At 41.4% G+C, this 22,935-nt stretch carries 20 protein-coding genes, 1 tRNA gene and 1 pseudogene; 7 read left to right on the top strand and 15 right to left on the bottom strand.

The window, feature by feature from the left end; translation table 11 throughout:
- Positions 1 to 7: 7 nt before the first annotated feature.
- The 3 genes from ACXYMT_RS11955 to ACXYMT_RS11965 all read right to left on the bottom strand — a co-directional run bounded on the left by ACXYMT_RS11955 (position 8) and on the right by ACXYMT_RS11965 (position 5,637).
- Positions 8 to 1,300 carry a TolC family protein gene (locus ACXYMT_RS11955; RefSeq protein ID WP_265164198.1) on the bottom strand — a complete coding sequence of 431 codons (1,293 nt, stop codon included), beginning with the start codon at positions 1,298 to 1,300 and terminating at the stop codon, positions 8 to 10.
- A complete protein-coding gene (locus tag ACXYMT_RS11960; RefSeq protein ID WP_459059335.1) occupies positions 1,300 to 5,136 on the bottom strand; it encodes an efflux RND transporter permease subunit in 3,837 nt (1,278 codons plus the stop codon). Before ACXYMT_RS11960 ends, ACXYMT_RS11955 begins: the two co-directional genes overlap by 1 nt.
- Before the next feature lie 105 nt (positions 5,137 to 5,241).
- A complete protein-coding gene (locus ACXYMT_RS11965) occupies positions 5,242 to 5,637 on the bottom strand; it encodes an HYC_CC_PP family protein (protein ID WP_459059586.1) in 396 nt (131 codons plus the stop codon).
- A 526-nt stretch (positions 5,638 to 6,163) separates the two neighbouring features.
- Between ACXYMT_RS11965 and ACXYMT_RS11970 the strand changes: the two genes are divergently transcribed.
- A complete protein-coding gene (locus tag ACXYMT_RS11970) occupies positions 6,164 to 6,742 on the top strand; it encodes a DUF3347 domain-containing protein (protein WP_459059336.1) in 579 nt (192 codons plus the stop codon).
- A gap of 1 nt (position 6,743) precedes the next feature.
- Positions 6,744 to 7,196 (top strand): heme-binding domain-containing protein, encoded by a 453-nt coding sequence (locus ACXYMT_RS11975; protein WP_459059337.1) that lies wholly within the window; start codon positions 6,744 to 6,746, stop codon positions 7,194 to 7,196.
- A gap of 392 nt (positions 7,197 to 7,588) precedes the next feature.
- Here ACXYMT_RS11975 and ACXYMT_RS11980 read toward each other — a convergent pair whose 3' ends face one another.
- From ACXYMT_RS11980 to ACXYMT_RS11995, 4 genes are all read right to left on the bottom strand, one after another.
- Entirely contained in the window at positions 7,589 to 9,184 is a 1,596-nt protein-coding gene (locus ACXYMT_RS11980) for a type IV secretory system conjugative DNA transfer family protein (RefSeq protein ID WP_459059338.1), read from the bottom strand.
- The gene (gene mobB / locus ACXYMT_RS11985; RefSeq protein WP_459059339.1) at positions 9,185 to 10,213 is read right to left on the bottom strand and encodes a MobB family relaxase; all 1,029 of its coding nucleotides are present in this window, start codon (positions 10,211 to 10,213) and stop codon (positions 9,185 to 9,187) included. It abuts the gene before it with no gap.
- Positions 10,213 to 10,773, bottom strand: coding sequence for a BfmA/BtgA family mobilization protein (locus tag ACXYMT_RS11990; protein WP_459059340.1), 561 nt, complete (start codon positions 10,771 to 10,773; stop codon positions 10,213 to 10,215). The genes mobB and ACXYMT_RS11990 overlap by 1 nt, the downstream gene beginning before the upstream one ends.
- A 1,638-nt stretch (positions 10,774 to 12,411) precedes the next feature.
- Positions 12,412 to 12,485: transfer RNA gene (locus ACXYMT_RS11995), tRNA-Met, on the bottom strand.
- A 166-nt stretch (positions 12,486 to 12,651) separates the two neighbouring features.
- Here ACXYMT_RS11995 and ACXYMT_RS12000 point away from each other — a divergent pair.
- Positions 12,652 to 13,038: an START-like domain-containing protein gene (locus tag ACXYMT_RS12000; RefSeq protein WP_324721247.1), complete on the top strand. Its 387-nt coding sequence runs from the start codon at positions 12,652 to 12,654 to the stop codon at positions 13,036 to 13,038.
- Between the two features lie 49 nt (positions 13,039 to 13,087).
- Positions 13,088 to 13,933 carry an aminotransferase class IV gene (locus ACXYMT_RS12005; protein WP_459059341.1) on the top strand — a complete coding sequence of 282 codons (846 nt, stop codon included), beginning with the start codon at positions 13,088 to 13,090 and terminating at the stop codon, positions 13,931 to 13,933.
- Here ACXYMT_RS12005 and ACXYMT_RS12010 read toward each other — a convergent pair.
- The 5 genes and pseudogenes from ACXYMT_RS12010 to ACXYMT_RS12030 form a co-directional block, all read right to left on the bottom strand.
- On the bottom strand, positions 13,930 to 14,490 hold the full coding sequence (locus ACXYMT_RS12010; protein ID WP_459059342.1) for a YqgE/AlgH family protein: 561 nt from the start codon (positions 14,488 to 14,490) through the stop codon (positions 13,930 to 13,932). The two genes, ACXYMT_RS12005 and ACXYMT_RS12010, sit on opposite strands and share 4 nt — an antisense overlap.
- Before the next feature lie 133 nt (positions 14,491 to 14,623).
- Positions 14,624 to 14,905 (bottom strand): annotated as a pseudogene (locus ACXYMT_RS12015) (HU family DNA-binding protein); the annotation flags it as partial.
- 174 nt (positions 14,906 to 15,079) lie between these two features.
- Complete coding sequence (gene fmt, locus ACXYMT_RS12020; RefSeq protein ID WP_459059343.1) at positions 15,080 to 16,027, bottom strand: methionyl-tRNA formyltransferase; 948 nt, start codon at positions 16,025 to 16,027, stop codon at positions 15,080 to 15,082.
- Positions 16,024 to 17,907 carry a RecQ family ATP-dependent DNA helicase gene (locus ACXYMT_RS12025; protein WP_459059344.1) on the bottom strand — a complete coding sequence of 628 codons (1,884 nt, stop codon included), beginning with the start codon at positions 17,905 to 17,907 and terminating at the stop codon, positions 16,024 to 16,026. The genes fmt and ACXYMT_RS12025 overlap by 4 nt, the downstream gene beginning before the upstream one ends.
- 13 nt (positions 17,908 to 17,920) lie before the next feature.
- Positions 17,921 to 18,457: an AAA family ATPase gene (locus ACXYMT_RS12030; RefSeq protein WP_459059345.1), complete on the bottom strand. Its 537-nt coding sequence runs from the start codon at positions 18,455 to 18,457 to the stop codon at positions 17,921 to 17,923.
- 82 nt (positions 18,458 to 18,539) lie between these two features.
- Between ACXYMT_RS12030 and ACXYMT_RS12035 the strand changes: the two genes are divergently transcribed.
- The 3 genes from ACXYMT_RS12035 (at position 18,540) to murA (ending at position 20,901) form a co-directional block, all read left to right on the top strand.
- Entirely contained in the window at positions 18,540 to 18,833 is a 294-nt protein-coding gene (locus ACXYMT_RS12035; protein ID WP_459059346.1) for a DUF493 family protein, read from the top strand.
- Positions 18,834 to 18,937: 104 nt separating this feature from the next.
- Positions 18,938 to 19,573, top strand: a complete 636-nt coding sequence (locus ACXYMT_RS12040) for a DUF4290 domain-containing protein (RefSeq protein WP_459059347.1) — start codon at positions 18,938 to 18,940, stop codon at positions 19,571 to 19,573.
- Positions 19,574 to 19,587: 14 nt separating this feature from the next.
- Positions 19,588 to 20,901: a UDP-N-acetylglucosamine 1-carboxyvinyltransferase gene (gene murA / locus ACXYMT_RS12045; protein ID WP_459059348.1), complete on the top strand. Its 1,314-nt coding sequence runs from the start codon at positions 19,588 to 19,590 to the stop codon at positions 20,899 to 20,901.
- A gap of 118 nt (positions 20,902 to 21,019) precedes the next feature.
- Here the strand turns inward: murA and ACXYMT_RS12050 are convergent, their stop codons facing one another.
- From ACXYMT_RS12050 to ACXYMT_RS12060, 3 genes are all read right to left on the bottom strand, one after another.
- Positions 21,020 to 21,319, bottom strand: coding sequence for an HPF/RaiA family ribosome-associated protein (locus tag ACXYMT_RS12050; protein ID WP_459059349.1), 300 nt, complete (start codon positions 21,317 to 21,319; stop codon positions 21,020 to 21,022).
- A gap of 111 nt (positions 21,320 to 21,430) precedes the next feature.
- A complete protein-coding gene (locus ACXYMT_RS12055; RefSeq protein WP_459059350.1) occupies positions 21,431 to 21,865 on the bottom strand; it encodes a hypothetical protein in 435 nt (144 codons plus the stop codon).
- Positions 21,866 to 21,890: 25 nt separating this feature from the next.
- Positions 21,891 to 22,838: an aldo/keto reductase gene (locus ACXYMT_RS12060; RefSeq protein WP_459059351.1), complete on the bottom strand. Its 948-nt coding sequence runs from the start codon at positions 22,836 to 22,838 to the stop codon at positions 21,891 to 21,893.
- Positions 22,839 to 22,935: the final 97 nt, after the last annotated feature.

Raw genomic sequence — 22,935 nt, forward strand, 5'->3', positions numbered from 1 at the left:
ATTTATTTTATTCATAACCTTCTCCTATTAAGTAGTTTATTCTATACACATTGTTATTTCGTTCTGTTTTGGCCCTTGCCAGTTCCAAACCGTAGTTTAAAAGTTGGCGTTCCATTCGAATTATTTCCAAAACATTGTTTCTACCTGTAGATAGTTCTGTCTGGTAAAGCTCCAGTGATTGTTTGGCAATTGTTGTCAACCGATTGTAGAGTTCAACGTTTCGTACTGCGTCCACGTAATCGCGATACAACTGCTCAAGCTTTGTCTCCAATTCATTCTCCAGGTTTTCCTTTTTCAACTGCACTGCCTCTTGCTGCAGAATAGCTTCCTGGCGCATGGCTTTATACTTATTTCTGTAAAGCGGCACCCGTATTCCTACTTGTGGAAAAATAAATGCGTCCTGACCATTGTCTGGCAGTGCCATAGCCGGGTCTAAATCTGTTCTTGAAGCAATATTGGTATAGGTCCCCCCAAGAGTAAAAGATGGTAAACCCATTTTTTTGGCTACAGTGAGCTGCTCTTCGAAACTCCTCGCCTGATGTTCGAGTTGTTCCAGGCGAGGGTTCTCAGCTAAGATCATTTCCAGAAGTATACTCTTTTCATTTAGAAGCTGTTCCTCCCAAAGACTGTCAGGGAACCCAAGAGGCTCTTGTAGTTCTTCATTTAGTAACTCCTCGAACTCTGTAAGCAGGGGAATCCTGCTGTCCTTTAAATATGCTAGTCTGCTTTCCAACTCTTCCTCTTCCAGTTCAACTTGTAGAACAGAAGAAAAACCCGTTTTCCCGCTTTCGAACTGCACCTCAGCGATGCTCTTAAAGGAACTAAGCAGCGCCAGGTTCTCTTCTGTTACTTGTATCGCCATTTCAAGGTAATACAACTCTGTATAGGTAATTTTCACATCCCTAAAAAGTTCCAGTTTCGCATCTTCAAAAAGCTGTAGCCGTGCCTGCGCTCTTTCAGCCGCGACCCGCTCCTGGGCATCAAGGGTCCCAAACCAGGGGAACATTTGGCTAAAGGAAGCTGTAGCCTGTTGAGCTCCAACACGGGTTTCTACTGGTTGGATGAAATAGCCAAAACTTATCTGTGGATCTGGTAATGTTCCTTCCTGGACTACTTTTTCAAGCGCAGCGAGATATTCCTTGTAAAGGGATCTTATCTGCGGATTGTTTTCAGCAGCCAGTACCAGGTATTTATCTAAATACCCGATTCTTATTTCTTCTTTCTGGGCGTGGGAGTTAGTCGTCCACAAAGCGAGAAAAAACATGATTAAAGCGCCTATATTTATGATATTTTTTTTCATTACTTGTCTAATTCATTTATTTGTTGCTCCTGTAATTTAGGATTTGACCATTTCTTCTCTTGCCACATACTATATAGGACGGGAACTACGAACATAGTTATTGTCTGGAACAACATTCCTCCAAATGTCGGGATGGCCATAGGGATCATAATATCAGACCCCTTCCCTGTGGATGTTAAAATTGGCATTAAAGCGATGAGAGTAGTTGCAGTGGTCATTACAGCGGGTCTTACCCTTTTGCTCCCTGCCATTACAACAGCTCTTCGAATGGAATTTTTGTCCGTCGTCTTTTCTTCAGCAAAAACCTGCTTTAGATAGGTTCCCATAAGTACACCGTCGTCTGTTGCCACCCCAAAAAGGGCAATAAAACCTACCCAGACAGCAACACTTAAGTTTATAGGCCCTATTTGAAAAACCTCCCGCATATTTTCTCCAAGAAGATTGAAATCCAGGAACCACGTCTGGTTATACAACCAGAGCAGGATAAACCCTCCCGATAATGCCACGAAGACACCTGAAAAGGCCATTAATGTGGTCTGAAAATTGCCAAACTGGAAGTAAAGCAGCAGAAAAATAGCTAACAAGCTGATAGGAATAACAATAGACAAAGTTTTCGCAGCCCTTAATTGATTTTCGTAGTTCCCTGCAAACTTGTAGCTAACTCCGGGAGGTACTACAAATTCTCCTGATTCAATTTTCTCATTGATCAGAGCTTGTGCATTTTCTACCACATCTACCTCTGCAACATCAGCCTCTTTATCAAAAATCACATAAGAGAGCAGGAAGGTATCCTCACTCTTTATGACCTGAGGGCCCTGTACATATTGTACTTCTACTAAATCTCCTAAGGGGATTTGTACTCCCGTGGGAGTAGGCACGAGTATTTCTCTAACGTCTTCTGGGTTATCCCTGAATTCCCTTGCATACCGAAGTCTAACGCCATACCTTTCACGACCTTCCACTGTGGTAGTCATTGACATCCCACCAACAGCAGCACTTATGATTCGTTGAACATCACCTATTGAAAGTCCGTATCGCGCAATGGCACGCCTGTCGATTTCCAGCTCCATGTATGGCTTTCCCACAACTCTGTCGGCAAAAACGGATGGCGCTTTAACTCCACGTACCTCCCGAAGAATATTCTCCATTTGTAACCCAACTTCTTCAATAGTCTCGAGATCTGGTCCAAAAATTTTCATCCCCATGGGGGCCCTCATTCCGGTAGATAGCATGATTAACCGAGTTGCAATTGGTTGCAGTTTAGGTGCAGAAGTCACTCCCGGCAAGCTGGTGGTTCCTACTATCTCATCCCAAATATCGTCAGGTGATTTAATATGGTCACGCCATTGTCGGAAGTATTCACCCCCGGGATCACCTATCAATTGAGAAACATCCAAATCCTCTCTTTCCATGGTTTCAGGATCAAAAACTTCCCCGTTCTTTAAAACGTATTGATCCTCATCGTTCACTTCAAATCGTTTACGACGTCCATTCTGATCCAGTACATATTCAGATTTATAATTTATAACATTCTCGAACATTGAAATTGGCGCAGGATCCAATGCTGTCGAAGCCCGACCCCATTTTCCCACCGTCATATCGACCTCGGGAATTGCAGTTACTCTCCTGTCAAGAATCCGAATGGTTTCAACATTTTCCTCTACACCGGAGTGAGGCATAGTTGTGGGCATTAATAAGAAAGATCCTTCTTCTAATGGGGGCATAAATTCTTCCCCCGCACCCGGGAAGGTCTCACTTATTCCCAGCCAAACCTCAGTTTGCCTTACGTTATATCCAAGTTTATCGAAACCTGTAGCAACAGGACTGAAGATCTTATCAAAACCCTGCCAGGAAAAAAGCCCAAAGAGAATTATCATAATTGGCAGCGATAGAAATTTCCATTTATTTTCCAAAGCCCATCTTAGGATGGGTTGGTAATATTTTACCATCGCCATTAATAATCCCAGCACTATCAATATAATCCCTCCTACAAAAATTAAATTTGTAAATTCAGATTGATCTGCACCAAGTGGCAACCACTCTCTGTTTAAGAAATACAGGACCCCAACTAGTACAATTCCAATGTTGATATAGGTTGGGTATTTTCGCTTTTTCTCGGGCCATCGCGGCTCGAGAAGATTGTTCAGTCCCAGAGCTATAAACATGATTCCTACCCAGGCTACCTTAAACAACAGTAAAACTCCTAAAGCAATAAGGGCAAAATTCCAAATTCTCCGGGTTCTCTTTTTCCCAAAGTTCATGGAAAAGAGTCCATGCGCCAAGGCGGGGATCACAACGAGTCCCACAAACATCGCAGCAATAAGGGCAAAGGTTTTTGTGAAGGCAAGTGGTCCAAATAACTTTCCTTCCTGTCCTGTCATAGCAAAAACGGGAATAAAACTAATGACCGTTGTTGCCAGTGCAGTTAACACGGCTGAGGCAATTTCAACCGTTCCTTCGTAGATGACGGGCAATATAGGACGACCTTTATTATCAGGTAATTCAAGATGTCGCAGTATGTTCTCTGTGAAGATCACTCCAACGTCAAGCATGACTCCAATAGCAATGGCAATCCCGGAAAGGGCCACGATATTGGCATCTACTCCTGCATACTGCATGACTATAAATGTCATGAGTACCCCAATAGGAAGTAGACCTGAAATCATAATAGCTGCCCTTAAATTTAGAACGAGTACTATGACCACTATAATGCTAATCAAGATCTCCAGGATAAGTGCTTCCTCCAGAGTTCCTAAAGTCTCATAAATTAATCCGGAGCGATCGTAAAAAGGCACGATTGTAACTTTGGAGACAGTTCCGTCTGCCAGCGTCTTACTTGGCAATCCGGGAGCAATATTCTCTATTTCCTTTTTTACATTATCAATAACTGCGAGAGGGTTCGAGCCATATCTTGCGACAACCACCGCTCCTGTTGCCTCCGCGCCCCCTTTGTCCAGCCCGCCGCGCCTGGTAGCTGGCCCCATCTGTATCCTGGCCACATCTTTGAGGCGAATAGGAGTATTCTCATTGACAGCAACAACAGCTTCTTCGAGATCCTCCAGGCTTTCTATATAGCCCAATCCACGAACCAGATATTCTGCCCGGTTAAACTCAATGGTGCGTGCTCCTACATCCAGGTTACTTTCACGCACAGCCTCCATTATTTGTTTGACATTTACGCCGTAGCTTTTCATCGCGGTAGGATCAATTTCCACCTGATACTCCTTGACAAATCCTCCTATTGAAGCTACTTCAGATACACCTTCGGCAGCAGATAAAGAGTACTTGACATAAAAATCCTGAATAGTACGAAGCTCCTGAGGATCCCACCCCCCGGTTGGCTCACCGGTTTTTGGGTCTCTTCCCTCCAGAGTGTACCAAAACACCTGTCCCAATGCTGTAGCATCAGGACCCAGGGCGGGCTGGACGTCTGCTGGGAGTGTTCCGGCGGGCAGAGAATTTAACTTCTCAAGAATTCTCGAGCGGCTCCAGTAAAATTCCACATCCTCTTCAAAAATTATATAGATGCTTGAAAGACCAAAAAGGGAACTACTTCGAATAGTTTTTACGCCTGGCACTCCCAAGAGTGAAGTAGTAAGGGGATAGGTTATTTGGTCCTCGATGTCCTGAGGAGATTTCCCCATCCATTCGGTATAGACGATTTGTTGGTTTTCACCAATGTCTGGTATGGCATCCACTGGCACGGGATCCCTTGGCATCCAGTCTAAGTCCCAGTTAAACGGTGCTGTAGCTACTCCCCAGGCCATCAAGGCAACCGTAAGTAAAGCGGTCACCAATTTGTTCTCTAAAAAGAACTTTATAGTTTTATTAAGCATTTGGTTTTAATTCTGAATTAATACTCTTTTGAAGCTGCACGTTTGCAACATCAAAAAAACTCTGCTCCGGCGGTAAAGCACCAGAGCCTAAATATTAATTCAGAATCAAATTAAGAAGGTCTCGTTCAATATGTGGATTTCCTGAACGATTAAGGGAGGTATATACTTGACAAAAGGAATATCTTTCGCAGGCAGTTCTTCAAAAAGCCCGCTAAACGAATAAGCAAAACTTACAAGAAATACTTGCTGATCGAAATTGAGGTCGTAAAAGGGTATCTTCAAATCTTTCTGACCATCAATAGCTATAGAATCATCAGAACAACCTTTCTCATCAGCTATTCCGGGCCCATGTTCCATTCCGCAGGTATCAGCTTCAAAGAAAACTGACTGGTCCACAAGAAAATCCCCGCAAAAGTGTTTGTTCACCGTAAAGGACATTGTGGACAGGAACATTATAAATGCCAGAACCAAAGATGATATTTTGTAAAGCGAAGATTTCACTATGTTCCTTCTTTTATTTCCTATTAATAGATCCAGAACTGAATTATCAGTTTGAAAATTAATTTTGAAAAGCGGTTTCGTCAAAACTATTAGATTTTATTCTTTTAAAACATGACCAAGATCATGTTACGTGAATAGAGTGTAGAATTTTTTTCTTGATCAGAATGAAGATATAGATAATAATCTTTGACGCCTTTCACATATTTCATTAAAAAAATCATTAAAAGGAGAATATTCTCCATAGAACTAGACGCTTAAGAAAACATTATATTCTTTTAGAAAGCCTTAATTGGAGTTTCATTTTCCTCAGACTTTTGATAAAGGAAGCCAGTGCACCAAGAAAGAAATTTAACTTTGCTGGAATTCAGTAGTGGAGGGAAGGTTACTTGTTGATGGTCTTTGTGTCAGAATCATTTACTTGGCGAAATTTTTCCATTTCAGTAAATAAAATTTCAGAAGCTTTATAAATGTTCTAATTTTGCCGAAAATTTGAGTTACCGTTAATTAATGAATAACAGATTAAAAAATGAAAAACATGAAAACGTTTAATTTCTTATTAATATCGATATTGATTTTTACCACAATTTCCTGCAAAGAGGAAAAAAAGGAGGATGTTACACCGGTTGCAAAGGAAACACAGGTGAAGGAAGAGCCTGATGATAAAGGAACAACATCTTCAAATGCTTCAGATGAAATTGTAGAAAATTATCTAAGAGTGAAAGAGGCTCTTGCAGCAGATAATCAGGAAGAGGCTGCGAATGCAGGGAAATTACTTGCTGGCAATTTGCAAAGTTTTGATAGGAGCCAATATTCTTCGGAAGAGCAACAGGAATTAACCGATATTATTGAAGATGCGCAGGAACATGCTGAACATATTGCAGAAAGTCCTATTGGTCATCAAAGGGAGCATTTTGATATTTTGAGCAAAGATGTTATTGATATGATCGCGATCACAGGTACCGGAAAAAAGTTATATCAAACCTATTGTCCCATGTATAATGATAATAAAGGAGCTCAATGGTTGAGTAGTACGAAAGAGATCAAAAATCCCTATTTTGGAAGTAAAATGATAAACTGCGGAGAAATCCAGAAAGAGATTAATTGATTTGAGAATTCTCAAAATTATAGGTTGGGTTCTTTTGTTTGCTTTCATTGTGGTTCAATTTATACCTGTTGAACGCAACCAAAGCGATATCATTCCCAAAACCGATTTTATGCTCGTCAATAATGTGCCGGAAAATCTAAAAAACAAGTTGCACGTCTCCTGTTATGATTGTCATAGCAATAATACCCGCTACCCCTGGTATGATAAGATACAGCCGGTTGCATGGTTTCTGGAAGATCATATTAAGGAAGGAAAGGCTGAATTGAATTTTAGCCAATGGGGTGAGTACTCGGATCGAAGGAAGAATAGCAAATTAAGATCCATAATCAGCCAGATAGAAGAGGGAAAAATGCCTCTGGACTCTTATGTTTTGCTTCACCCGGATGCCGATCTCTCTGAAGAGGATAAATTAGAGTTTATAAATTATATGCAGCAGTTGAAAGAAGATTTATAAAAGTTCCTACATGCAGAAAGCAAACCTGAAGATCTTCTGATTTTCAGGTTTTCCTTTTTAAAAGCAGTTAGGGAGTTGAGAAAGTCGGTTCACTATATAACTAAAGGTACTGAAGGGTTTATTTTTTGTTCTGACTTCCGGTCAAGAACAATTTGTTCCAACATAACTATAACAGGGAGCACCATAAATCGATATGCCTGGAGCTCCTCTAAAATATGTTCGAAGATCAAAAAGGATATCTTATCCAGGACCAGATAAAAAATTGTTCCCACAGTTGCAATTCATATTAATATGGTAGAATTGGAGGTATGGGAAAAAAGCATGATTACCCACAATCCGAAAATAGTAACTACAAAATTCCACCGCTGTTCCAACCCAGTTGAGCTAAAAATTTATTGAAGAGCAAATATCGACCTCACCTCAAAATGGATCCTCTCAAAGTTCTCCTGGATGTCATTTTGAGAATAGCCCAAAAATCGCGTAGGCTTTCGCTTTTCCATTTTTTCGAGACTGAATTTAACTGCCTGATCTTTCCCATCAGCAAAGGTGATGAATTCGCCGGGCTGTAACCTAAAGAAAACATCAGCCCGAATCTTTGAAACTTCCCGTTCGCTTTTTGTGATCCTGGTGTCAAAATCGAGATTTTCGCTCTGACTGGTGCTGATGCTCTGGCGTTTTACGATCTCAAAGAACCGCTCGTAATATTTGGCCGTATCGGGATCATTCACTTTTCCGAAGAACTGATAAGACAGATTACTGAGAATGGCTCTGCTGGCTTTTTCTCCATAAAGGAGTTCGTTCTGGATCTTGTCCTGCATTACATAAACCGAGGCGATATCATAGCTCCTCAGAGTAGCAGGGATGCGATGCATGTTGAGCAGACGAATAGTGGGGGCTTCTTCCAAAAGGATGAAGGAAGATTCCCTTTTGCGCACACTCATTTGCTTTACGATGGTATGAATGATCGTGGCTATGGCAGGGGAGTAGGCAGTTTCAAATTTCGGATTGTTCACAATGGATACCACCGCAGGATTTTGGGGGTTGTTTATGTCCAGGGGAACTTCATCTGCAGAGAGGGTCATAAAGATTCGCTGAGTGCTGATCTTTTTAAATGCATTGGCAAGGGTGCTTTTCACGGCAGCAGTTTGCCTTTCAGATTCTATGCCACTGATAAAGGCATCAGCCATGGCTTTAGAGGTTAAATTGGAATTTAAGAATGTTAACAGGCTGGCGGTATTTAGGAATTGGTAAAGCGCGATTAAGTGGGGAAGCGTGCAATATTCAGGATAACTTGTTTTGAGTTTCCAGATGAGCCCGGCAATGAGCCCTTCCACCGCATCATTAAAAAATTTCGTGGTACCGGATGATATAGAGTCTTTTTGTTCCAGTAGGTTTTCCAGCAGGACCCGGGAAACCTCGTTCACACTTTCCTCGTCGGGCAGGTATCGAGGTGCTATAGGATTCACTCGATGGTAGATCTGGTCAAAAGAAACAATGTAAAACGGAATATCTCCTTTTTTAAAGAGAGGGTAGGCAATTTCAGTTAGTTCAAAGCTCTTATAGTCATGTATGATTCCGCAGAAGGAATATTTGCTGAAGTGTTGGAGAAAATTATAGACAACACTTTCTGTTTTTCCACTTCCTGCGGCACCAATTATTGAAACTCCCCGTCGGACGTTTTCAATTGTAAGCTTGCCTCTCTCCAGGGGAAATTTGATTTTGTATTTCCTCGGAATATCTGTCGGGGAGGAGCGGGTTACAAATACAAAAAGAACAGAATTTAGAGACAACTGCGGAAGAACTATCCAAAGAACGAAAGAAATGATCGATCTGCTGTCCTGGATAGGATCTGAAAAGATCAGAGCTGAAAGAATGATCAGGCAAAGATTCAGAAAATATCCACAGCTGCTTATTTTCAGGAAAAACCAGAAGAGGAATCCGGAAAATATGAGTTGTATAAAAATTATAAAAAGTTCCTGTTGTATCATCTACCAATAACCTATTGAGCTGGACCTTGTGCCAATCTCAAGCGCTTTCCTGATGTGCTTTAAGGCAAAGCTTACCTGGTTTGGGGAAATGTTGAGATGGGGAACATGAATTCCGGCCTTGTTCAGGAGCATAAAAGCGATTCTTCTTTCATGCACCGAAAGATCCTTTAGGTGAGAATAATATCTCTGAGGGTTCTTATGAAGAGTTTTCCTGGCTATGTAAGACTCGACATAGTTTCGATTATACTCAAACATTTTATCAAAAGTCTTTTCTGCCCTCCCAAAGAACCGGTCTCTATCAAAACCTCTCTTGACTGTCTTGCCATGCATCATCACCTCAGATGCGCGGTATTTGCTTCCGGGGGAAAGGCTGTACTGATTTGACGCATCTTTTCTGCTTACAATGATATGGATATGCGTCTGTAGTCCTTCTTTCTGCATTCCCTGTTCAATTATCTTCCCATTAAATTTATGAGGGGTTTTCTGCTTAATATCAGTTAAGTTCTTTTTTAGAGCAGCAAGATTTCCCGGTTCATCTCCTCGTCCTACTTTCCGGATTTGATTCTCAAGGGCGGCAATCTTCTTTATGAAAGGTGCATTTTCCTTTATTTCACGATCTGTGCCTTTGAAGCTGCGGGTATATTCGATCTTCGCGAAATATTTTATGTCGTTTACGGTTACCAGTCTCCCGTTTATCTCCCGGTTAAATCCGCCGGCATATTCTTTCATGATTTCACGGGTATATTTCTTTAGAAGGCCGGGGTCATTCCCGATATGCTGTAGTTCCCGTGCACTGGGATTGATAGTCAAAGAAAAAAACCTAGGTTCTGTTCTTTTCAATTTAGCAGCATTTCCGTCTATTTCTTCAGTGACCGTATGAGGGTCAATAATATCGTTAGTCTGATTAAAAAAGAATTCTTGCTGGTCCGGGGATTTTCCCTCGTTCTCTTTCTCGAGATATTCGACCAAATCTCCTGCACTTTGGGAGAAGCTTTCAGTCAGTCTTTGAGGGGTGATGGTGATGTACATTAGGTAGAAATTTTAGATTGGAATTTCAGCTTTTCGAATTCGGACCTGGATAAATTAAGCCGGAGGTAAGCTTGTCCGAAGTTATTTCGCGTGACCACGACATTCTCGATAAGGTAATCCAGATCCCTGCTTTTTCTCTTCAACTCATCCTGGGCGTTGATCGCCTGTTTACGGTATTTTAAGAGCTCCATTTGATGTGTTGTGTCACTGCTTAATTCAGGGGCTTTTTTTTCAATCAGCAGTTCTTTCTTATTCTGCGGATTTTCCTGAAACAGTAATTGGAGCATGGCATGACTGGGCTTGGTCTGGGTTTTTTCCACATCCCGGATAATGGCAGTCAAACCATTGATCCTTTTCTTGATCAGGCTCTCTAATGTTTGAATGTGCGGCCCTAAAGATTCTTCTGGGGAAATACCGGAACTTTCAAAAAACCGAACCATCAATAACAGCGTCATCGACTGTGATTTTGATATTGCTTTAGCATATTGTCTAAACTTTTTGACTACAGAAGCTTTTATACTGAGAGTCTCAAATGGTTCTTTTTCATATCCTCTATCCATTTTTCAGGGATTTATTGCTGGTTTTACTGGGCTGCCGAAGCTTTTAAGTGAAAAACGTAATATTGTTAATGTTTCTTGATGAAACTATATGTGGTTAAACACCTGATTAATAGTTTTTTACATTACAACAAGGAATGCTTAACATCGCGGTGCGTGTTACCCTCTTGCTATTCCTTTTTGTCCGCCATAGCGGACAAACTATTTTTATTATTTTGAATGTAGTAAGGATTCTTCGGAGGAGGAACCGTGGAGGAAGTTTAAGAAACAGAGCGAATCGTTTTTATCTTATTTGCAAATGGGTAGAGAGAAAAATGAGAATAATGAAATCTCCTTCTGCTTGGAATAGCCGGATCTGATTCTAATTTCCGTTTCAACTTTTATCTCATAAAAGCACTTATTCATTGGAGAACGGATATGCTTCTGGCGCAGGGTTAAAAAGTGATTTACTTTTTATATCTGGAGCGTTTTCCTTTTTCTTTTTTTGGAAATCTCTAATGTAGCATCTGGTGAGTTCAGATCATCAGGTGTGTTTACTTCCCATAGAGCCATCGCTGTTACCTTTTTTGATGTGGACAAACTTTGGGATTTAGAATTAGGAGAGGACTTATAAAAGGGCGGGCGAGGAGGAGCCCGATTATGCAGTCCGGCTAACTTCTAAATCCCGGTACTTTTTCATCAAAAAAGTTAAACTGGTAGAGGCTCGGAAGGAAAATGTTTTGCACTGAAACAGAAAGTGGATCATTTAGTTAGGACAATGAAAGGTGCAGAATTCAGCGGACTCTGCCATAAAAGGAATTCAGGATGAGGAGTGATTTCGCTTTCGATAAAAATTGTTTTTTGCGAAATCATCGGAACAGGAGGAATTCTTTTATGGCTGTGTCCAAGACTTTTTCGACCGAACCGCTTTTCCTGTAACGCAGTGGAGGGGAATGTGGTGAGGTTCTCTTTTTGGAGGAGTAAGTTCATAGCTCCTCTTCAGATAGTTTAAGCGGCTCTAGCAGGAAACACCTTTGCATTCCAGGTAGAGGAGGAGGGTTTTGCAGTCCATTTATCTTCTAATCTACGGTACTTTCTCATTAAAGAAAATAAGATCGTAGAGGCTTGGAGGAAAATGTTTTGAACTGAAGCGGAAAGTGGATCATTTACTTAGGAAAATGAAAGGAGCAGAATTAAGCGGACTCTGCCATAAAAGGAATTCAGGATTAGTAGTGATTTCGCTTTCGATAATAGATTTGTTTCTGCGAAGTGATCGGAACAGAAGGAATTCTTTTATGGCTGTGTCCAAGACTTTCCCCACCGAACCGCTTTTCCTGTAACACAGTGGAAGGGAATGTGGTGAGGTTTTAGGGAACAAAATCATCCATGGAAAGTTGCAATCAGGAAAGCGAATTTAGAATGAATAGCTGGTAAAGTGGGTTAATACAAGTTTAATGCTCAAATTGAATAGTATAGCTTTCTAAATATAATATTTTCCTTTGGAAATCAAATTAAGCCTTTTCAGGCCTATGCATTAATATCATCTAACATCAAATAAAGGTACTGTCCACGGATACCAGCAGCCTGAAGAAATGTTGTACCTATGTTGTACCTGAATAAAAAAAGCCGAAATGAAATTTCGGCTTTCCTTTGTATTTACTGTAGCGAGAACGAGATTTGAACTCGTGACCTCCGGGTTATGAATCCGACGCTCTAACCAACTGAGCTACCTCGCCATTTGCTTAAAAGAGCGGGCTTGTAGGGCCTGTGCTTCCTTTTAGCGGGTGCAAATATAAAAACAATTTGACTTGTGGCAAACTATCTTTTGGGAATTATTTATTTTGATTTCTTTTTAGGTTTCTAATTAATATTTATATTGCCCGAAACTAACAAAACCGAAGAATGGACGACAAGATCAAGTATGAAATGGAATTTCCAATCCAGGCTTCCCCTTCCTTGCTTTACAATTATATTGCAACTCCCTCTGGTCTAAGTGAGTGGTATGCAGACAATGTCAACTCCCGAGGAGAGATGTTTACTTTCATCTGGAACGGCAGTGAAGAAAAGGCAAAACTATTGAGTAAAAAATCTGGTGAAAGAGTGAAATTTCGCTGGGTAGCCGATGAGGATACCCCATATTTCTTTGAACTTCGAATTCAGGTTGATGAGATCACCAAAGATGTTTCTATCATGGTGACCGATTTTGCTGAAGAAGACGAAATAGATGAAGGAAAGATGTTGTGGGAAAATATGATCTCAGACCTTAAACAAGTCTTGGGCTCAGTTTAAAAAACCCTTTATAAACCTTACCTTTGCCCGTTCTTAAACGGGTTTTTTTATGATCAATATTAACGGTGAATTATTTGAACAAGAAGAGGCAAAGATCAGTCTCACTAACCGCGGATTCGCTTATGGAGATGCTGTTTTTGAGACCCTAAGGGTGATCGATGGCAGGATCATTTTCTGGGAAGACCACTACTTTAGGTTGATGGCTTCTATGAGGATCATGAGAATGCAGATTCCTCAAAGTTTTTCTCCTGAATTTCTTGAAGCTGAAATTCTCAAAATTGTTCGGGAAAATGACCTTTTTGAGAGTCAGGCGAGGGTGAAATTTTCCGTCTCCAGAAAAGAAGGCGGTTTATATACCCCGAAAACCAATGAGATCGATTATTTCATTACTGCTGAAGCCCTACCCGAAGCTTTCTATTTAATGAACCAAGATTTTTATGAAGTAGAACTTTTTAAAGATCACTATGTCACAGCAGGATTGCTCTCAACCTTGAAGACAAATAATCGTGCAATTAACGTACTCGCGGGAATTTATGCCAGCGAAAACGATTATCATAATTGTTTGCTCATCAATGAACAAAAGAATGTGGTGGAAGCTCTAAATGGAAATATTTTCCTGGTTAAAGATAATATCATAAAAACTCCGCCGCTAACCGATGGCTGCCTTAAAGGTATTACTCGTGGAAAGTTGATCGACATTATTAAGAAACTGCCCGACTATAAAATAGAAGAAGCTTCTGTATCTCCTTTTGAGCTGCAAAAGGCAGATGAAATGTTCATTTGTAATGTTATTACGGGAATTCAGCCGGTGAGTAAATACCGGAAGAAGGAATATGGAGCAGAAGTTGCTAAAACTTTACTCGGAAGACTAAATACATTAGCCCGCCTGGCTTAGTTATAAGATGGGTTTTCGGGAGCGTTAGACCAGATGACGTAATTCCCGCCGAGTTGCATCATTTTATCTTTCCAGAAGGTCCTGGGTTTTTTATTAAGAATATCCTTGTGGTCGGGATTTTCGGCTACGATCCAGGAGTGTGCATTTAATTCTTCGTTGAGTTGATCATATTCCCATCCCGAATAACCCAAAAAGAACTTGATCTCGTTTTCTGTGATGAGATCTTCGTTGATAAGGCCTTTTACTACTTCAAAATTACCACCCCAGTAGATTCCACTTGCAATTTCGATGCTGTCGGGGATAAGATCGGGCACTTTATGGATAAAATAGAGATTGTCCTGCTCTACAGGACCCCCGTTGTGTACCTTGAAATTCCCCTTAATGTCGGGCAGGAGATCTTTTAAAGTAAAGTCCAGTTGTTTATTGAGAATAAAGCCTACAGATCCATTTTTAGTATGGTCTGCAATAAGAACAACAGACCTGTTGAAAGAAAGATCCCCGGTTATCGTGGGCTCTGCAATGAGAAGTAATCCTTTGGCGGGTTTTAATGTAGTCATGCTTCTATAGTTTCTACAATCTTTCTTTTAAATCTAAAAAAATAATGAACAGCTTCAAATGTGGGTTTAAAATATTTAACAAAAAAACTCTCCCAATTGGGAGAGTTTAGTATTTTGTTAGCTTTTGTGAGAATTAGTTCACAGCTTTCTGAAGATCGGCACCAGCTTTGAATTTTACAACATTCTTAGCTCCAATCTTGATAGTTTTTCCTGTTTGTGGGTTTCTTCCTTCTCTTGCAGCTCTTTTAGAAACTGACCAGGAACCAAATCCTACTAAAGAAACACGATCACCTTTTTTAAGAGATTTTTCTACATTCTCAAGGAAAGATTCTAAAGCTTTTTTAGCAGCCGCTTTTGAAATTCCGGCATTTTCTGCCATTGCATCGATTAAATCTGTTTTGTTCATAATTCGAGTTTTAAATAGTTGTTGGTTAAACTTTTATTAATTTGCTCTACAAATTTATATGGAAATCTTTCCCATGCAAGTAATATCAAGGGAAAAGCCGGATATTGTTAATAACTTCGACAAATTGTTGATAACCTTTGTTGATTTTTATCAAAATGCGCTCATATCAGCATTCATAAGGCTTCAGACGACTTTCGCATTTGGATAGAATTCGTAGCCGTTTAAAAGATCCTTTATCGACATTTTTCTCTTTCCGGGTAATTGAATTTCCTTCAGCTCCAAAAATCCATTTTTAACCGCGACTTTAACATTTTTACCCTCTTGCACAATTTCTCCGGTAGGATGGGAATGTTCTGCTTTGTGTGCCTCACTCTTGTAGATCTTCAACATCACTTCATCATTACCATTCATTAAAGTTGTCCAGGCGGTAGGATAGGGGCTTAGGCCACGAACGAGGTTGAAAATGCTGTCCAAAGATTGATTCCAGTCGATCCTGGTATTCTCACGAGTGAGTTTAAAGGCAGACTTTAAATCGGCAGCCTCCTTTTGTGAGGTAGTTCTTACCGGCCCTGCTTTTATAGCCTCTAAAGTTTTTAATACCAGGTTGGCGCCAATTTCCATAAGCTTATCGTGAAGCGCTCCTGCGCTTTCTGCTTCTTGGATTTGCACCTTTTCCTGCATGATCATTTCTCCCGTATCAATTTTGTCATCGATAAAGAAGGTGGAAACCCCTGTTTCTGTTTCTCCGTTTATTATAGCCCAATTTATAGGGGCCGCCCCGCGATACTGGGGCAAAAGTGAAGCGTGAAGATTGAAGGTCCCGTATTCCGGCATTTCCCACACTACCTTAGGCAGCATTCTAAAAGCAACAACTACCTGCAGGTTTGCTTCCAAGGACCGCAATTCCTCTAAAAAATCTTCAGCCTTAAGATTTACCGGCTGTAGTACTTTTAAACCTTGTTCTGTGGCATATTGCTTTACGGCAGATTCCTGCAATTTTCTGCCTCTGCCTGCAGGTCTATCCGGTGCTGTAATTACTCCTACAACATTGTATTCTGCTTCTACGATCGCTTTAAGCGTTTGTACCGCGAAATCTGGGGTACCCATAAAAACTATTCTCAGATCTCTCATAAGTGTTTCAATTTATATTTGTTAGCAGGAGTGGTAGCTAAAGCCCCCTTTTCTACAAGTAAGGCCAGTACCTTTATTATATGGGCTTCCGGAAATGGCAATTTTTCGGTCATTTCCCGGGAAGAAAATTCCCGTTCCTCCAATAAGCCTACTATTGCATAGTAGATCTTTTTCATTCCCTCCCGGTCCAATTTTGAAACTGAAGGTCGACAAACGGAACAAATTCCGCACGGCTCTGTTTTCTTTTCCCCGAAGTATCGCAGCAGTTGTTCACTTTTACATATCCGGTCGTTTTCCACATAAGCGAGGACCTGCTCAATTTTTTCTCTCTTGGTTTTCTCCTGTAGTTTAATATAAGGAACTAAAGGATTTATTGTGATCTCATCCTCCCTGGGTACTAAAAAGCTAACCCGGGTGTCATGTTGATCATGTTCAAATTCGGCAATACCTTCCTTGTGCAATTGCTGTAAAAGCCTGACTGCTTCACGGGTAGTAGTCCCGGCCTTTCCGGCAATGACTTCCAGGTTTAACTCGACCATTCCGTCAAATGCCCCGCCATAGGTTCGTAAAATGGCTTTTACCACCGGGTCGAATTGAGGATTCGCCTCCAGGTACCAATTGATCTGTTTTCCGGAAGACAAAAACTGAATACGGGTCTTCTTCTGAAACTGTTCAGATAAAGTCAGAACGCTTGCTCTATCAAGCAACAGCATCGTATTGTAAGTCAGTAGCGGATTCAGTTCGTACTTCTGACAGAATTGGTTGAAGTTGAAATGTTGTTCTTCTCCCTGGCCTTCCCCGTAAGCGATTCTAAAATAGGTATTCAGTTTCCTGTAAACTAGTCTTACGATGTCCACTCCCGGAAGGGTGGCCAAAAATTGGTTTTTTAGCAGGGGAATGTCACTTTTGTTGGTGAGCACTACAGCCTTTGCCGGCTTGCCATCCCTGCCTGCTCTTCCGGCCTCCTGGAAATAACTTTCCAGGCTCTCCGGCAGGTTCATATGAATTACAGTTCGAACATTTGCCTTGTCTATTCCCATTCCAAAAGCACTGGTCGCGACTATTACCCTCTTTTGTTCCTTCAGCCATTTGTCGAGTCTTAATGACTTTTCAGCTTTAGTAAGTCCGCCGTGGTAAGAGGTGGCAGAAATGCCTTTTTTGACAAGGAATTGTTCCAGTTCAATAGTGGCCTTTCGGGTTCGCACGTAAATAATGGCAGCTTCGTCGTGTTCCTTGAGCAATTGCTCCAAATAATAATTTTTGTCTTGAGCCTCCCGCACTATATAGGCAAGATTTTCTCTGCGGAAGGATTTCTGAAGCACTTCTGCTTCCTTGAGCTCCAGCTGCTGCACTATATCTTCTACCACCGGAAGTGTTGCAGTTGCGGTAAGTCCAACAATATTAGCTGCGGGTTTCAGCTCTCTTAAAAGGGAAATATTCCTGTAGGCGGGCCGGAAGTCGTGCCCCCATTGAGAAATACAATGAGCTTCATCTACAGCGATGAGGTTCACTGCCATTTGTTTTATGCGCTCCTGTACCAGTTCCTGCTGCAGCCTTTCGGGAGAAAGGTAGAGGAACTTATAATTCCCATAGATGCAGTTGTCCAGCATGGTATCCACCTCCCTAAAGGGTATTCCACCCGTAAGGGCCATAGCTTTGATGCCTTTTGCCTGCAAAGCTTTCACCTGGTCTTCCATTAAAGCTACAAGGGGAGAGATGACGATACATATCCCGGGCTGCATGAGGGCAGGAAACTGAAAGCATAAGGACTTCCCGCCACCTGTAGGCAACAGGGCTATCACGTCCTTTTTCTCCAGTAAACTCTTTATGATATCTTTTTGCAGCGGCCTAAAACTGTCAAAGCCCCAGTACTGCTTCAATATTTCTTCCGGGCTAGCCAAGATGCTCCAGGATAAAGGAAGTGCGTTCGGCTATTGTTCCCTGCGGGACTTCAATTGCGTTATATCCATGAGAAGCATAGCTGCGGGCAAGTTCGTCGTGGATCTCTACGGCTTGCTCGTAACTTTCATAGCGTTCATTGTCCTCGGTATATATCTGTTTCCAGGGTGGTAGTATAAAGACCTTTTCGTACAGATATTCCCGACATACCCTATTGAATACAGGAGGATAATCATTGCCAAAGTAGTTCATATAGGCAACGACGTCTGGCACCCCGCGGTCCAGAAAAACCAGCTCTGAAGTCATTTTCTCTGCGTCCTTATGCTGCCTTATCCTGCCTTCAAGCAGCAATTCGCTAAAGAGCAGCGGATCTTTTAAAAACAACTGGTCAATTCCTTTCTTTTGCGCTTCTCTAATGATCTCCCGCGAGACCTCATGGAAACAAAAATAGCCATGATGTTCTAAAGCCTCAATAACAGAGGTCTTTCCGGTGCCCGGCCCACCCGTAATTACGATCTTCCTGGTTTTCACCCGGCAAATTTCGGGATTTGCTTCCGATTTAAAAAATAGATTCTAAAATGTATCTTTGCAGGAATCATGAAGTAAGACTACTATGAGCGAAGCACAAGATCCCGAAGAATTCTACCGCAAATTAAAATCACAATTGCTGGATACTACCAAGTGGCCCGCGATTTACCTTTTTAAATTCATAGTCCCTACAGACCCTGAAAAGATCAAAGGCATAGCACTCATTTTTGACAACCTTGGTGCTGTGATAAATACTAAGCAGTCAAAAAAGGGAAATTACACCAGTGTTTCGGTGAACGTAAAGATGCAGGATCCGGATGAGGTGATCGAAAAATACAAAGAAGTTGGGCAAAAAATAGACGGTGTTATCTCCTTATAAAGGTTTGCGCCATAATTTAGTGGTTCTCCTTTTTTCCTGAATTAATTTTTTTAATTTGCAGTCGATAAACTTCTGCAGTATATTATCATCTAATATTATTCATTTTGACAAACGAATTAGAATATAACTCCGAAAGGAGTAAACTTATCATTCCGGAATATGGAAGGCATATTCAGAAAATGGTGGAACACGCCGTTGAGATTGAGGATGATAATGAACGCAACCGCGTGGCTAAGGCCATTATTTCGGTAATGGGAAACCTTAATCCGCACCTAAGGGATGTGCCCGATTTTCAGCATAAACTTTGGGATCAATTATTCATCATTAGCGATTTTAAACTTGATGTGGAAAGCCCTTTCCCAAAGCCTTCCCGTGAAATGCTGGAGGAGAGACCGGAGCGTATGACCTATCCGCAGAACTTTCCGAAGTACCGTTTTTACGGAAATAATATAAAGCGCATGATCGATGAGGCTAATAAGTACGAGGAAGGTCCCGAAAAGGAAGGCCTCGTCTTCACTATAGCCAATCACATGAAGAAGTCTTATCTAAGCTGGAACAAAGATTCTGTAGATGATAAGGTGATCTTTGAGCACCTAAGGGAATTAAGTGAAGGAAAGATCAACCTGAAGCATACAGAAGAAGATCTGAGCGAAGCTTCAGAACTGTTGAGGAGCAACAAGAAATTTGCTTCAAAAAAGCCTACGAAAAAGAACAGGCCTCGCAGCCGTAAACGTCATTAAACTCATTTTTCTTTATGGGAACTTTTCAAATTGAGGGAGGGCATGCTCTAAAAGGGGAAATCCAACCCCAGGGAGCAAAAAATGAAGCCCTGCAAATTCTTTGCGCCGTTCTATTAACTCCCGAAAAAGTTACTATTCATAATATTCCGGACATCCTGGATGTCAACAAACTTATTCACCTGCTTAAGCAATTAGGAGTGAAGGTGGAAAAGATCAAAAAAGGCACCTATACCTTTCAAGCCGACAACCTGGACCTGAATTATCTTAAAAGTGAAAAATTTAAGGAAGAGGGAAGTGGTCTTCGGGGATCTATTATGATCGTTGGCCCCATGTTAGCACGGTTTGGTCACGGCTACATTCCGCGGCCCGGTGGAGACAAGATAGGCCGAAGAAGACTGGATACCCACTTTGAAGGATTCATTAAACTAGGTGCAGATTTCCGCTACAACAAAGAAGAACGTTTCTATGGAGTGGAAGCACCAAATGGCCTGATAGGTACTTATATGCTTCTTGAAGAAGCTTCGGTTACCGGAACGGCAAATATAGTAATGGCGGCTGTCCTGGCTAAAGGTAAAACCACCATTTACAACGCGGCCTGTGAACCTTACCTGCAGCAGTTGTGCAATATGCTCAACAGCATGGGGGCAAAGATCTCAGGCGTAGGATCAAACCTACTTGAGATCGAGGGAGTGGATTCCCTGGGAGGTTGTACTCACAGCGTTCTTCCCGATATGATCGAAATTGGCTCCTGGATTGGCCTTGCTGCCATGACCAAAAGTGAGATCACCATAAAGAATGTGGGTTGGGAACACCTTGGGTTGATTCCTGCCACATTTAAGAAGTTGGGAATTCAGATGGAGAAGAGGGGAGATGATATTTATATTCCTGCCCATATCAACGGTTATGAAGTGCAAAGCTTTATTGACGGTTCCATAATGAGCATTAGCGATGCACCATGGCCCGGCTTTACACCAGACCTTTTAAGTATCATGCTGGTTGTGGCAACACAAGCAAAAGGAGATGTGCTTATTCACCAGAAGATGTTCGAAAGCCGATTATTCTTTGTGGATAAATTAATCGATATGGGAGCGAAGATCATTTTGTGTGATCCTCACCGTGCTACGGTCATTGGCCATAATTTCACTTCTCAGCTAAAGGCAACAACCATGGTTTCCCCTGATATTAGAGCGGGGATCTCTTTATTGATCGCAGCTCTTTCGGCAAAAGGAACTTCTGTGATCCACAATATCGAGCAAATTGACCGTGGATACGAGAATATTGATGAGAGATTACGTGCTATAGGAGCGAAGATCACGAGAGTAGCGTAAAAAAGAGTCAAGAGGCAAGAGCCAAGACTGCTTATTATTAAAAAAGGCTGCCGGAAACGAGATTTTCCGGCAGCCTTTTTTCTTTGTTAATCCTTATTTGCTTAAGCCTTAGCCCTTATTAGTGGCTTTGCATCTCGGCCTTACGTTTCTTCAATTGCTTCTCAATATCTTTCACAGTCTCGGCAGCGGCAGCTTCAAAGCTATCTGAATTAGAGGAAGCGTGGATCTTTGGCCCGGGAAGGCTCAATTCAATAGCGCAGGTCTTTCCATTCCCATTCGTAGATTTCTCCTCCCTGAACATTACATCTGCAGAAATGACCCAGTCATATTTATGTTCAAGTTTATCTAACTTCCTTTGAACTAGCTGCTCAGCCGACAGTTTTGAGTCTGTGTGTACAAATTGAACGTTTGTCTTCATAGTCATCTAAATTTTATCATTTATTCTAATGGAATATACCAAATTTGCTGCGGATTTCCTGCAGTTTATCAAAACTATAACGTTGTTTATAAATGCCTTTTTTGAGTGTTCCTATTCATCTTTTGGCAGCCTGGAAACAACTTCAGTAAAGATTATTTGACCATTTGGCTGAAGTTCATATTCATAGATGCTTTTCCCCTGAATGTGCCCGTCATCATACAAGGCCATTACCCAATCCTCACTTAAGATTTCTACCTGCCGAAATTCCATACTCCCTCCCAGTACAGCATCGATAGGTATTTTCTCTCTTTGCTGTTTAAGGGCATTAATAATATATGATCTGGGATCTTCAATAGTGTCAAACTCTTTTTTGAAGTAGACAGGAAGATCGCCTGAGGCAATGTTTTGAGAGATCTGTTCCAGGGAGTCATTCCGCCGTTGTTGAGCTTCCACGACTCCAGATAAAGAATCCAGTACATGCTCCATCTCCTGTAGTTCCCGTTGCTTGTTTTGGCATCCCAGAGTTGCGAAGATAAGAAGCCCCAAAAATGATATTTTTGGGAGGTGTTTTCTAGAGATCATAAATGTTACTGTAAGGATTACCCGGGGTCACAAAGAATTCTCCGGTTACATATCGATATTCCCGCTCGATATTGGCTATTTTTTTGAGGTCATCCTCATCTAAAGAAAGTTTTTGACTTTCCAGGTTAGAGATGATATGTTCCTTTGTTGTTGATTTAGGGATTACTGCCGTGCCACGTGATACCGCCCATTTTATAAGCACTTGTGCAGGGGATGCATTATGTTTTTTGGCAACATCTTTTATTGCAGGTTCTTCCATTAGGGAGGGTTCATCATCTGCTTTCATCTGCGCACTGCGATCTCCACTTCCTAGAGGAGAATAAGCTGTACAGTGAATATCATTCTCTTTACAGAACTGCAGAAGCTCCGGCTGTGGCAGGAAAGGATGCAGCTCCACCTGATTCATTTCGGGATTTTCGCTTGTTTGAGACATAAGATCGTTCAGCTTTTTACTGCTGAAGTTCGAAACTCCAATGTGTTTAACTAGCCCTTGTTCCTTAGCTTTGATTAGCTCATTCCAGGTTTCAATAAGAGGGACTTCCTCCAGGGAGAGATAATCCTCATCCTTTGAAGGAAAAGAAACTCCGTGTTTGAAGGCAACGGGCCAGTGGATGAGGTATAGGTCCAGGTAGTCGAGCTGTAGATCATTCAGCGTCTGTTTCAGGGCTGGAAGAACATGTTCTTTTTCGTGAGAATCGTTCCACAACTTGGAAGTGACCCAAACGTCCTCTCTTTTGATCTTTCCTTCTGAAAAGATCTCTGAAAACGCTTCTCCAATTTCGGCTTCATTTCCATAAGTTGATGCACAATCTATATGACGATATCCATTTTTGAGGGCGATCTTCACAGCTTCTCCAACTTCACCTTTGCCCGATTTCCAGGTTCCCAGGCCAATGGCCGGCATTTTATCTCCATTCCTAAATTTTAAAGTTTCCATAGTTTGAATTTATTATTTGAAATTAAGCAGGAAAAGGCGGTTGTCAAAGCAATTACAGGAGTTTAGGAGAAATTTAATATCGATAGAACCACAAAAT

It is taken from the genome of Salinimicrobium sp. CAU 1759 (assembly GCF_054482715.1).